General features: G+C 31.5%; 9 protein-coding genes. 6 read left to right on the top strand and 3 right to left on the bottom strand.

The window, feature by feature from the left end; genetic code table 11:
• Positions 1-129: 129 nt before the first annotated feature.
• Positions 130-888: a hypothetical protein gene (locus H6622_04600; protein MCB9060781.1), complete on the bottom strand. Its 759-nt coding sequence runs from the start codon at positions 886-888 to the stop codon at positions 130-132.
• Positions 889-976: 88 nt separating this feature from the next.
• On the opposite strand from H6622_04600, the gene H6622_04595 reads away from it, so the two are divergent.
• Positions 977-3,019, top strand: a complete 2,043-nt coding sequence (locus tag H6622_04595; protein MCB9060780.1) for a lytic transglycosylase domain-containing protein — start codon at positions 977-979, stop codon at positions 3,017-3,019.
• 9 nt (positions 3,020-3,028) lie between these two features.
• Here H6622_04595 and H6622_04590 read toward each other — a convergent pair whose 3' ends face one another.
• Together H6622_04590 and smc are read right to left on the bottom strand one after the other, a co-directional pair.
• Positions 3,029-3,637, bottom strand: a complete 609-nt coding sequence (locus H6622_04590; GenBank protein ID MCB9060779.1) for an outer-membrane lipoprotein carrier protein LolA — start codon at positions 3,635-3,637, stop codon at positions 3,029-3,031.
• A 7-nt stretch (positions 3,638-3,644) separates the two neighbouring features.
• Positions 3,645-7,325 (bottom strand): chromosome segregation protein SMC, encoded by a 3,681-nt coding sequence (smc, locus tag H6622_04585; protein MCB9060778.1) that lies wholly within the window; start codon positions 7,323-7,325, stop codon positions 3,645-3,647.
• Between the two features lie 262 nt (positions 7,326-7,587).
• Here smc and H6622_04580 point away from each other — a divergent pair, with 262 nt between their 5' ends.
• From H6622_04580 to H6622_04560, 5 genes are all read left to right on the top strand, one after another.
• Positions 7,588-9,177, top strand: a complete 1,590-nt coding sequence (locus H6622_04580; protein ID MCB9060777.1) for a DUF839 domain-containing protein — start codon at positions 7,588-7,590, stop codon at positions 9,175-9,177.
• 170 nt (positions 9,178-9,347) lie between these two features.
• Entirely contained in the window at positions 9,348-10,973 is a 1,626-nt protein-coding gene (locus tag H6622_04575) for a hypothetical protein (GenBank protein ID MCB9060776.1), read from the top strand.
• Positions 10,974-11,056: 83 nt separating this feature from the next.
• A complete protein-coding gene (locus H6622_04570; protein ID MCB9060775.1) occupies positions 11,057-11,959 on the top strand; it encodes a hypothetical protein in 903 nt (300 codons plus the stop codon).
• A gap of 87 nt (positions 11,960-12,046) precedes the next feature.
• Positions 12,047-13,135, top strand: coding sequence for a hypothetical protein (locus tag H6622_04565; protein MCB9060774.1), 1,089 nt, complete (start codon positions 12,047-12,049; stop codon positions 13,133-13,135).
• A gap of 13 nt (positions 13,136-13,148) precedes the next feature.
• On the top strand, positions 13,149-13,979 hold the full coding sequence (locus H6622_04560) for a hypothetical protein (protein ID MCB9060773.1): 831 nt from the start codon (positions 13,149-13,151) through the stop codon (positions 13,977-13,979).
• The last annotated feature ends 98 nt before the right edge of the window (positions 13,980-14,077 follow it).

Here is a 14,077-nt window from a genome sequence, read left to right as displayed (position 1 = left end):
TCAATAGAAATTGTTTCCATCTCATACCTTTAGTGTTTTTGGATAAGGTCTTCATATATTAGAAAAGAATTAAAGGCAAAGAAGTGTGTTAAAAAAATAGACCTATGTGTTATTTTAAATACATTCCATTTATTTTTTGGGGTCCTTTTTATGTTCTATTCTGCCCCATAAAAGTTTCACATTATGATCTGTAAGAACTTCATAAATTTTTCTGATAGAAGTTAGATGTTCACGTAAAGGGTAACTATTTTCTATAAAACTCCAAAGCTCTGGAGAAGTAAGAGCTCCAAACTCCTGAACTGAGGAAATCCCCAATTCAATAATACTTGTCGCCAGTTCCTTATCTTCAATTTCATGAAAAATATCGGGGAGTACATCAAGCTCGTTTTTCATCATTTCTAAAAGTTTCATATAGACAAGATCTTGGGCCTCATAATCAGTAAGAACAAACCAGGACATGGCCATAAATTTTGAATCTTTTAATGGGTTATACCAGTTGATCTTAACGGCATCTATCCCATAATATTTTTTTGCAATTCGTTTCGTATCAACAGAAAACGTTTCAAGCAGCGGATAAAAATATAATTTTAAAGACTCTGCAGGATGAATACTCTCTTGCCTTTCCTGAGCAATAAAAATAATAGGCATGTTATGGCCACGAATTGATTCGGTACCTGTATTGATATAGGCCTTACCGATATAAAAAAAACCTACAATAGGGCTATAGAAGTATTCAATTGGGGCAATTCTAATTTCTGGAGACTGAGGATAAGACCCTCTCAGTATTCTTTCACATTCGCTAGAAAAGTCTTTGCCATCAATTGCGCAAGCAAGAGACCAGTAAAATAAGATAATAGTACTAAATAAATACTTGCTTTTGGAAAACATACAGCAATATAGCACCGTCTCTTCATATGAAAAGGTATTTTTGATTAACATTTATGGCCAATGATAAAAAAAAACTGGAGAATGTATCATGTGCAAAAATACATTGATTTTAATAAGTTTCACGGTAGTTTTAGTTCTCAATTCATGTTCTCAAATTAATTTACGTCCCCCAAAGCAACAGTTTTTTAACGCGTTAAGCGAAAATCTTCCCTCTGATGTAGACTCATTTGAATTGAACCAAGCATGGGCATTATCTATATTGAGGGCAACTCGAGAACAAAATTGCCAAGAAATTTTAAAGCTAGAAAGTGATGAGCTTTTTCCAATCAAAGATTTTTTGCTTTTAAAAAAATTAGAACTATGTGGAGATAATCAGTCTATTATAGAGTCGATCTGGAAACGAAAAATAATCCCTGCAAATTGGGCCAAGAAATTCTACTATGAATTATCACTCGGTCTAGCACGTAAATTTAATTTAAAAGATCTTCAGGCCGAGTTTTCGTATCATTACTCAAACTACTTACCTACTCAAAAACAAAAAGTTGAGCTTCTTAAAAGTGCCTCTCACTTAACGACAAATAATGAGTTGAAAGAAAATATTAAAAACAGATTACTAAACGTTGCCCCCCATTTGAACCCGTTCATTACAGAAGAAAATCGCTATGAAATAGCAAGAGATTATGAGAATAATCGTTTGTATCCACAGGCCAGAAGTTTGTACCGCAAAATTTTATCCGATGAAAATGAAGATATAGAATTTAGAATCAAAGTTTGGAATCGATTTAGTTATACTTACAAATTGCAACGAGATCATGTTAGGTATCTGAAAAAAACACAAAATCTCGCCCGCTTTTTACAAAAAGAATATAATGAAGATGAAAGGATCAAAAAGCATTTGGTTAAAACTAAAATACGACTAGCACGAATTCACTGGACTCAACATAATACACAGGATGCAATTAAAGAACTTAATGATATCGTCTCTCATGAAATGGCCAGTGAAGAAAATTTAGCACTTGTCTACTTGATTTTTTCACAGATTTATAAAGAAAAGAAAAACTATGTTAAAACTATTGAGTATTTAACAAAAGCTACGACTATAAAATGTCAGGATGAAGAACTTGTTTATAAAATATTATGGGCATTGGCCTGGACATACTATACAGATAAAAACTATGAGCAGAGCATAAATTTTTTCAATAAGATTGAAGAAAATATTTCAGAAATTTCATATCAAACGAGAGCAAAATTTTGGAAGGCCATTGCGCTTGAAAAGATGAATAAACTAGAGGAATCGAAGGCCATCTTTTCAGAGATCAAAATAACAGAACCTTATGGGCACTATGGGATACTTTCTGTTTTTAAATTAAACGAAAAATATACTCAACTAGAAGAACGAAAAATATCTAGAGAAATTAATGATCTAACTTTGAGTTGGCTTATCGCTCTTAAGGAATATGACTATGCAAATAGTTATCTTGAGTATAACAAAAATGCAATTACAAAAAACAGCTCTATTGAGGAAGTTTTATATTTATATAAATCAATGGAAGATTATAAAGAGCTATTAGCGCAATTTTACAGTATAGAAAAACAACAACGACTTAAACTGATTGATAAGTGGTATCATGAAATTTTCCCAACACCATTTAAAGATGAATTTATTCATCTTTCAGAAAATCAAAGAGTTGAAAAAGAATTGGTCTACGCAATTACAAGACAAGAGTCGGCATTCAATCAATATGCACTCTCACCTGCACAGGCGTATGGACTTATGCAATTGACTCCTGAAACTGCTCAAATAATTGCAGATAAATATCAAATTCAATACAATAATGTCGAAGATTTATATCGGCCTGAGATAAATCTGCAGATGGGAGTTCATCTATTAAGAGACCTTAAGGATAAATTTGATAATAAGTTCATACTCTATGTAGCATCATACAATGCTGCTTCAAGTGTTGTGAAAAAATGGGATCAAGAAAGAAATACAGGAGATCCCTTAGAGTTTATTGAAAATATTCCCTATCGAGAAACTAGAAATTATGTAAAATTAGTTCTTAGAAACTATATCAACTACAAAAGAATATTTGCGAAAGAATCATTTAATTTTCCGAAAGATCTATTCTGATACTAAAATTTATTGTCCCGTAATTTTGGTATTTTTAGGAGGCCTAAAAACAAATTGGTCTGCTTTAAATTTTGGATTTAAAGATACTTCTTTAAGCACGAGAGTAACATCGTCTTGTTTAAGATACTGAATTTTTATTGATTCTATCGTCGAAAATGAAATTTTCCCTTTGAAATCTATAATGGCCGATTTAATCCCTACCTGATCTTGAAATTCTTTATTAAAATTAAGTTTAATATTTAAGGGATTTTTGTCATTTTTTAGAACTTTATAGATTTGATTCGAAACAAGTCCCGTTTGTAGAACGTCAAAAAACTTTGAAATAGGTTCATCCTTGGATTTTTTTATATTAAGTTCACCTGGTTCATCTTCAATAAAAGGAGCTGTATAAAAGTAGGTTTTATCCGGGTTTGAGACGAAAGTTATCTCGTCAGGTTGTTTTGTATTAAAACGGATATGGGAAGGATATTTATAGTCAATATTGCCTTTACTTGTTTTTACCTTTTTAGTTCTTACTGAAATTATTTTCTGTTCAAATTGAGCAGAAAAACTTTTCGGCATGAAGGAGGCATAGAGTGAAGAAAATGGTAAAAATGAAATAAGTAAAAGCTTGATCATATTTTCCTTAATGCAACTGAACACTCACGGCCTTCGACACTCCGGCCTCTTGCATAGTGACTCCATAGAGAACATCATTGAGTTCCATCGTTTTTTTATTGTGAGTGATTAAAATAAATTGAGAGTCTGAGCTCATCTCTCTTAATAGTTCATTAAATCTACCAACGTTGGCATCATCCAGCGGAGCATCAACCTCATCAAGCAAGCAAAAAGGTGAAGGTTTAACCAAGAAGATCGAAAAGATGAGACTTACGGCCGTCATTGCTTTTTCTCCACCAGACATGAGGTTAATATTTTGCATTTTCTTACCAGGTGGTTGAGCAACTACGTCAACTCCACATTCAGGATCATTTATATCACCTACTAGTTTAAGAGAAGCATTACCTCCTCCAAAAATAATAGGAAAAACTTTTGTAAAACGTTCATTAACTTCTTCAAAGGCCAGTTTAAAACGTTTTTTAGATTTTTCATCAATATGTGAAATAGCGATTTGTAGATCTTCAAGAGACTTTTTAAGTTCAATTTCTTGATCTCTAAGAAAGTTAAATCTTAATTTTTGTCTCTCGTAATCTTCAACTGCTTGCCAGTTAATTTCACCGATTTGAGAATATTCATTTTTGTATTTTTTTAGTTTCTCTTTACATTCTTTAAGATCTTGACCATAACGTCTGTGAAATTCATAAGCTTCGGTGGGAATTTCAAATCTTTGCCCTTCTTCATTTTCAGAATAGAAAACATTCTCAATGTCATTTAAGTTGAGATAGTCTTTTTCTATGTACTCAAGGTGCATGCCTATGACACGTCTGATATTTATATGATATTTTTCAAAAATATTTCTGGCATTTTGCTCTTCGTTTGTAAGGAACTGTCCTAATTGAATTTCATATTCAACAATTTGTTTTTCAGCTTTTGAAAGACTTTTGGTCAACTCTTTAACGAGGTTTTCTCTATCCATCATACCCGACAAGAGATCTGCCAACTGATCCTTCTGCAATGAAAGAACTTCTTGCTGGTCTTGAAGATCTTCAACTTTCTTTTGATTATTTTCTTCTAAACTTTCAGCCTCAATAGAAAGATCTTCAATTTCTTGAGCTAGTCTTTCAATGAGTTCCATATTTGTTTTTTCTCTTTGCTCACCTCTTTCAATTTGTTTCTCAACATCTTCAATCTGGGATTGGAAAGATTTAATCCTATCGTCAAATGATTTAAACTCAACTTGTTTTTCTAAAAAATACTGCTTTTTTTCATTATATGTAATTCGTATATTGCCTAATTCATCCTTAAGATCTTCAAAATATTCTTTATCTCCATCTAATCGTTTAATCAACGATTCTAAATCTTTTTTCTCAATATCTTCATACTCTAGGAGATTAAATCGCTGTTCGGAAATTTGTGTTTTACGATTTTTCAGTATCTCTATTCTTGCGTTACCTGTATCTAGGTTTGCAGTTTTCGCTTCAAAAGCAGCTTTTTTAGACATAAAATCACTTCTCTTTTGAATGCCCTGCTCTCTTAACTCTTCAAGTTTAATTCTATCTGTAGATAAATTTGTCTCAATCGATTGAAGAATTTTCTCATTTTCAGCAAAGCTCTCCTTCTTGTTTTCAAGTTCTATGCCTAATAGTTTAATTTTGTTGTTTCTTGCAATAACACCTTGGCCACTATCTTTTGCATTAAGAGAAATCACCTGCTGATCATTCCCTTTAAAAATAAGACCTTTGCCATTTAATGTACTAATTGATCTAAAATTCAAATCTGAATTCAAATTTTGAAGAACATCTATATCCTTGTCTACGATAAAATGCCCCTCGAATAAAGGAAGGAGTATCGATTTAAATTCATCATCGATCTCAACAATATCTTTAATTTCAATCAATTCTTCACAATCAAGGGCCAACTTTAAACGTTCCTTCCCCTCTTGTGAAACTTCTGCTCCATTAAATATATCCAAGACTTCTATTGCCTTTTCTGTGTTCTCAATGGCCCACGAAAATACAGCAGAAAATTCACCCTTTTTAGTAACAATATTATTTAAAAGTCTTCCAAATATTGATTGAATATTCTTAGAATATAACTCATCACACTTAATTAACGCTCCTAAAACATTATGCTCTTTTAAACCAGCTAACTTCAAAAATTCACTCGTACCTTCACTTGCTTCTTCTAATGAATCATTAATGGCCATCAATGATTCTAATTTTGATTCTATCCCAATAATTTCCTTATTCTGCTCTTTTACTTTCAAATCCATTTTTGAATAATCAGAAGTTAAATTTTCAACTGAAGACTTCATCTCTGAAACTAGCTCTTCTATCGCCAAAAGATTTTTTTCTGACTCAAGTAATTGCGAACGTTCATTGGCCATATCTGTTGATACTCCAGAATATTGCTTTTCCAAAGCTTCTAATTCTTTATTAATATCTTCCAGATTTGCTGATAATTCCTCTTTCTTATTTTGATTTTTATAAAAATCTTGTTCTTTTTTTGTAAGTTCTTCCTTTAAAGCTAGAAGCTTTTCTTCACACTCCTGAAATTGTGATTCTTTGTTTTCTAACTCAAATTTTACTTCATCTAATTCTTCTTCTAGAGTATCAAAATCAAGTTCCCTACGACTTTGTTTTTCTAAATCATCCCTTTCACATTCAAGAGATTCTCTTTTTTCCCTTCTATCATCTACTTCTAATTTCACTTCATCTAATTCTTTTTGACGAATTTCGATCTGTTTCTCTTTTTCTTTACATGACTGATTTAGATAATTTAAACGAGACTCCGACTGAGCAAGCTCTTTTGATAAATCATTGTATTCTTTTTGTAGACCCTCTATTTTTTCTGTTAACTCATCCTTGCGAATTCTTTCTTCCTCTAAGTCTGTTTCAAGTGTCGTTTTTTGTGCCGTCCAATTTTCAATTTCATTTTGTCGTTCAGTAAGAATCTCCTTACCACTTTTAATATCTTTCAAAAGATCAAATTCATTATGTGAATACACAATCAAATCATTTCTTTTAATTTTTTCCTTCAACGATTTTGCTTTTTCTGCTTTTTCGGCCTGCTTTTGAAGTGAACGTAGGTTTTTTTCAATTTCAGTCTGAAGATCTCTAAGTCTATTTAGATTTTGTTCTGCTTGCTCAATTTTTTTAAGCGAATCTCGCTTTCTTATCTTAAATTTCGTAATACCAGCAACTTCTTCAATCATGGTTCTACGCTCTTGAGGCTTGGCCTGAACAAGACGGTTAATTTCACCCTGGGCTATAATCGAGTACGACTTAGCACCCGCTCCAGTATCCATAAATACTTCTTGGATATCCTTTAGACGACAAGGTGTACCATTAATTCTATACTCTGTTTCCCCATTCCTATAAAGCTTTCTAGTTAACTGAATCTCACTAGGATTTGAAACCTTACTCCCAATATGAATATGCTTACCTTCATCGTTTCCTAAAACTAAAGTGGCCTCGGCCCAAGTTGCAGGTTTGTATTTTGAAGAACCTGCAAAAATAAGATCCTTCATTGAATTTCCACGCAGATGTTTTGCTGACTGCTCACCCATAACCCAGAAAAGTGCGTCAACAATATTTGATTTACCACATCCATTTGGCCCAACAATCCCAGTAATACCATCATCAAAATGAATAGTTGTGCGATCTTTAAATGATTTAAAACCTTGTACGACGAGTCTTTTAAGTCTCATACTCTCTGCCTGTCCCTTGCTATGTGTTATAGACCTCTAAAAATAGGTATTTTATCATACCTAAGGCCAACCAATAGGAAAAGCGCTAAAAAGGATACTGCTCCTAACGCAATAAATCACTAAAACCTTAACATAAGTGAGATTTCCTGATTACAATTATAGTCTTTAGGTATCTCCTCATATCCAAATAAGCTAACGGAAGCTTAATTATTGCAAATCAAAAAAATAATGCTAAATTTCGGTAAAATATGAGGAGCTTCAAATGGAAAGACGTGATTTTTTAAAATTTCTAGGTTTCACTGGACTCGCAGCGCAAATAGTACCCAATCGTTTACTGGCCTTAAATGAACATCATTACGATTTTCAAATCACTCCAAGCTTCGATGACGACTTGTTATTAGGAAAATCACTTAAATATAATATTATTGCTAAATGGGGTGACCAAATCAATTCATCTGGTGATACATTTGGCTTTAATAATGATTATACGGCCTTCATTCCATTTGAATCAAATAACCCAAAAGATGGATTACTTTGGGTAAACCACGAGTCAACACATCCATTATTCGTAAGTGGATACAATTTCAAAGGAAAGAAAACCAAAGAGCAAGTTGATAAGGAAAGATATAGTGTTGGAGGAAGTATCATTAGAATAAAACAAGATGATACTGGAACCTGGAATTTAGTTAAAGATGATAAATACAATCGCAGAATTCATGGAGGAACAAAAATTCCCTTTTCCAAAGGAATTTCACCAACAGAACAAACATATGCAATTGGAACATTTGCAAACTGTGGAGGCGGAGTAACTCCGTGGAACACTATTTTAACCTGTGAAGAAAACTATCATGATTTTTATGGTGAAATTGATTTTTCTAAAAGAAAAGAAGGGATAAAAATTCAAGAAAAGGAGAAATGGGCATTTAATTGGGATGATGTCTATGATGAATCTCCTTTAAATTATGGATGGGTCGTGGAGGTAAATCCATTTGATGGAAAGACACAAAAGCATATGGCGTTAGGCCGTTTTGGACACGAAAGTGCTACGGTTGTTGAGGCAAAAAATGGTAACGTCGTTGTTTATATGGGTGATGATAAAGTAGACCAATGTATTTACAAATTTATTTCACATAATAAAAATGATTTGTCAGAAGGAACGCTTTATGTGGCCAATTTGAAAAAGGGCAAATGGATTCCTTTAGAATATAAAGAACATAAAAGTTTGCAAAAACAATTCAGTGATCAACGTGAAATTCTCACCTTCACAAGACAGGCCTCTGCGCTCGTAGGGGGAACTCCTTGTGACAGACCTGAAGATATTGAAGTACATCCAGTGACAAAAAGTGTATTCATTGCTCTTACCGGAAATCCCCAAAAAAATAATCCTTATGGTAGCATACTCAAAATTGATGAAAAAAATGCTGACCCATTATCTTTAGAGTTTACGCATGAAACTTTTCTTATGGGTGGTAAAAGTGTAGGAGTATCTTCTCCTGACAATATGGCCTTCGATAAAAAAAATAATCTCTGGTTAACGGTTGATATTTCTACGGCCAAACTTGGAAAAGGTCTATGGGAGAGCTTTGGAAACAATGGCCTATTTTTTATTCCAACTTCTGGCCCTCAAAAAGGGAAAGCAATTCAAGTCGGATCGGCGCCGAAGCATGCTGAATTAACAGGGCCTTCATTTAGTTCTGACGGAAAGACCTTATTTCTATCAGTTCAACATCCAGGAGAAATAACTAGAGATATAAATCATCCTACCAGCAAATGGCCATTTGATGGATCAAATATCCCTAAACCGGCCGTTGTTGCTATTCAAGGTGGCCCATTAGGGAGAATCCTGACCTAATTCTAACCTAAAAAAATGTAAAAAGTTTACTTTCTATCCTTTTTCATTGTTCTTTATTTAAACAATTACTAAAGTGTGTAAATATTTTTGAAAAAAATGATTTAGAGGAAGTTTTGTTCAATATAGGTTATAAACCAATTTTTTTCTTACTTAAGGATAGCTTAAAATTCATGAGGCAATATGCTGTATTTATAATATTTATTTGTACATCACTTACACTTCACGCTTATGAAAGTGCTTCTTCTTTTTTTGAAAGGCTGAATAGAGAATATTTATTTGACGAAACATATTCACAAAAATCAATGATGCAATTTCAAAATTTCTTAGACCTAAAAACCCAAGAACAAATCAGTTCTGAAATCAATACAAATATAAATATAACCCCTATTATTCAAATTGAGTTTATTGAAATAATTGATCACATGCTTAATATTATTAAAAGAGAATCTTCTTTTTTGAATTTGAAGACATCTCAAGGACGTAAAAAAATTAAAGCTTACGCGACTCATGAAACTTTTCTCTATAAGATTCTCAAGGAAATTGTCCTTATTAATAATCCAGAAGTTATCAGATACATTTTTGAAAATAATTTTCTTGTCTTAAAACTGTCACATGTTATTAGATTTATAGATCATGAGCGCTACGATAATTTACTTTGGGACTTTTTATTAAAAGAAGGTGCTGCCAAAGATATTTTTCAAAATCAATTTCAATCTACTCCATCAATATTAAAATTTATTCAAGAAAACAAACTCCCTCCATCTATAAAACATCAAGGGTATGTACTTAAGCTTATTTCTTCTTACCCTGAAAGTAATCTTGTTGATGTTCTTATGAATAAAATCTTAAATAAAGAATTTATTTTGGATTTCAATTCGTCTTACATTCGACAGCATTCCCTTCAGACAATTAAACACATGTTAACATTCACTAGTGAGCATAATTCTCCAGAGGCGCTCAAACACGCAACAGAATTATTAGAACTTTTTCTTCAAAGCGACATCAACTTAACTCAGCTTAAAAATAAGATTTTGCTGCTTGAAATTTATTTTCAACTTAAGAGTTCACCGAAAAGTATTAGTTTGAAAAACCAATTGATCTACATTTTGCAACAGGAATTAACCGATAATTATCACTTGCAGAAAAAAACTATTGAACTTAGTAATCAATATAGTGAGTACAATAATTTTTTGGAATCCGACCCTCTTGCAAAGAAAATTATTAACTCGGGTTTTCAGAAAATTCAATTTTTGCTTTTAGAATATGCAATTCTTACTCAGCAGAGTCATATTGAATTCATAAAAAAATATGAAGAACACTATGGGATAAAAGATTTTATCAACCATCATGTTAATCAAGTCATCAGCAAGGGCAAACTGGATGATTTTTCTCATGTATCAAAAGAACTTTCAGACACCTCGATACTGCTAGAAAGAAATATAAATCAATTTGTCTTTTCATTGAAAATTCTTGAACAGCTTGCGAGGTTAAAGTATATAAGGATACCACAGTTAAGATATGGTCTTCTTCATTTCCTTGAACAAAACATTGATCTAACCCAAAAAGAGAATAGATATTATTTCAGACCACTTTTAAATACATACATAAATATTGCTTCAAATCTCCTTAAAAATTCGAATAAAATTTCAAAGTATGAAAGACTTGTTCTACAAAATCTCTTAAATGATGTCCCAAAAGAATTGAGAAAATTAATCAAGAAAAGAGCTCAAAACAACGTATCACTTCTTAAAAAGGTTAAAATATTTTGCGAAATGTATTTTATCCGATCATTTTAATACAATAATTGTTAAATTTTCCTCCTATAAATACTTTAGAAATACTCTACAATCTACTTATTGCCTTTGGAAAAGAGGATCAAATGAATTATTTTGTATTAGTATTTTTATCTGTGTTTTCAATGCCATCTTTTAGTGGTTATTTTTCAAGTTTTGAAGGAATATTTCCAAAATCAAATACATTTAAAGATAATGATCAAAAAATTCAAGTATACTGGAAAGCTCAGAATTTACTATTAGAGTCACAACAAAAAATTGATCAAGAAGTTGAAAAGATGGATCAACTTAGAGAAAAGTTAAAAGTACTCTCTGTGAAAGAAGGTGATTTGTTCGAAAAATTTTCTGAAAAAGGTGTATCTGAAAATCTTCTAAAGACATTGGATAAAGAAATCAAGAACGTCTCAACAGATACTAATCAAATTGAGAATATTTTGACAGAATATCTTCGCGGAAAAGGAACGAATTCTAATTTAAAAAACACTTTAGCAAAACATAAAGCTTTGCGAGATAAACTAAATGAAGCAAAAAATGAATACGAGAATGTTGATAAGGAAAGAAAGTTTCCTGAATTTCTAAAAACAAAAGCTCAATCAATTATGAATGCAATAACAAATGGAAATTTAAGCACTCGTTTTTTAATTAATGATTTAGACAAGCTTCAAGATAAACTTAATATTGACAGAACTTTACTTGAAGTTTTCAAACAAAATGCTTACAAAAACTTAAATAAAACAGCAGTTGGAGGTTATTTAACAAATCAGATCCAAAAAGCGATGGGCAATATTTGTAAACTAAAAAACCTCTGCTTAGCCGAAGATGAAGATAAAAAATCACCGCAAACAATTGGAAAAATTCTGGATTATATTTTGAATATTGGAAAAGATAGGAGGTTAAAATCAATTCTTCAAACTGAGGATTTAATCAAACTTGAAATTCTTCAAGATGGACAAGGTAAAAATCTAGAAAGAATAGAAATCGTAAAATAGAAAAGCATAAGACTTTTTTTCCTTCTATTTTCAATAAATTAATTCAAGTAAAATGATAATAGTATTTCTTAATTGGGAGCGAAATACATGCGAACATTTTTTATTATCTTTATAATTGTTTTTATTAATAATATTTACGCAAATGATTTTTTTGAAGACATTGGAAAAGGAATAAATCAATTTTTTGAAGATGTTGGTAAATTAGTAAGTCCAGACAATCCAGTTGAGAAGTATATTAAACTGAAGCAAACAAAGGGAACCAAAACTGAAGCCCTGAAAACAGCTGAAAATGAAGCAATTGAATTTATCGAGTGGCATACTAAATCTCTCGAGGACTCCTATGCATATCTTGCTAAACTAGAATACATATATGGAACAGGCAATATTAGTGCTAAAGAAAAAAATGAGATAAGAAGACAAGAACAATATATAAATTATAAAAATGAAAATCTAGCCACAATGCTAAAAAATTTAAACAGTGTCTTGGGAAATAGTACTGAATCAGAAAATAGCGATAATTTGCAAAATTTAAGAGAATATATAAGCAAAACCCAGGAAAAAATTAGTAAATCAACATCCGATAAAGAAGATTCGGGAACGCCTGACGGAGAAAAGCTCTCTAGAACTGCAGTCGATGAAAATAAACAAGTATCAAAAGTTAAGAGCAATAAGGGAAAAAGCCCAGCCTCAAGTACTAATTCTATAATCAGTAAAAAACTTAACGATTATAAAAATGAAGCTGATTTTTACTTGGCTGCAACAGAATCTCAAAAAAGAAAAGCATTCATAAATAGTCTTAAGAGTACTTTCAAGAATGATCCTAAAGAAAATATAGAAAAATCAATTTTAGGAAATTATATAAATGAACAAATCAAAAAAGCTGTTGGAAATATGTGTAGCCTAAAGAATGCTTGTGGACCAAATGACGAGGATGATAAACTTGAACAAAAACACTTAAGTACTATGCTTGACAAGCTTCTTGACTCTCCAACAGGCGCATCCGTTAAAGTAAATAAAGAGAAGAAAAGTTTTCAAATTATTAAAACACAAAATACTGACAATACTAATACCCAAAATAGCACTATAACTAAACCTCAAGCACAAACTGAAAGCAATATAACCGAAACAAAACCATCATCAATCATTTATGACTTCGATGGAAACATAAAAAATTAATTAAGAGGCAACCATGAAAATACTCTCCATTGTCTTATTGTTCATTTGTTCGGAGCAATTATTTGCAAGTTACGAAAAGATCGTCGGACTCCTTAATAAAGCTGCAAAAGAGTATTCTGATAGTAAGATTAACGATAAATCGATCTTTGAATCATTAGAAACTGCTAAAAAAGAAGTTACTTCCAAACTCAAAGAAAAAAAGCTTGAACTTGAAAATTACCAGAAAAAGTTTAATGGATTTTTTTTAAAAACAACTGAAGATTGGCAAAAACTCACTGCTTATAAAAATGAAATAAAAAAACTAGAAGAAAATGTTAAGCAATTAAATGACCAGTATGTTACTTTGTATAGACAATACAAAGGATATGACAAGGAGATTTCTGAAATCAATGGAATTAAAAAAGTACCTGTTTCTGTGCTTTATAAATTCGACAAAGCTATGCAGGACATAATGGATGGAATTACGAAAGGTAATTTAGACTCAAGTTTTTTACTCAACAATTTAGATGAATTTAAAACAAGAAATAATATGAGTGAAGCGGCACTACTTGCACTTAAGATGAATTCATATAAAAACCTTAATAACACTGTTGTAGGTAATTATGTAAATTCTCAACTCAAGAAGGCAATGGGAAATTTTTGTAGTTTTAATAGATCTTGTGCATATAATGCAGTTTCAGAAGCACCTTTAGCGGTACAAAATATGATTGAATCACTTTTAAACCACCCCATCGATTCAAAAATAGAAATTAATGAAACAAATAGAAACTATCAAATCAAAACTCAAGATTCAAATCAATCAACAAAGCCAACAGATTTCAAAATTATCATAGAAGGAAAATAAACTTATATATTTTCACTCTGAACATTTTTACCGCATATTTTTAAAAACAATCACAGTTTAAAATTAAAACTGATACTCTTGGGAGGAGAATCAATTTA

The organism is Halobacteriovoraceae bacterium (genome assembly GCA_020635115.1).
GTDB lineage: Bacteria > Bdellovibrionota > Bacteriovoracia > Bacteriovoracales > Bacteriovoracaceae > JACKAK01.
The sequence above is the reverse complement of the archived record's forward strand: the minus strand, read 5'-3'. Positions and strand labels throughout refer to the sequence as shown.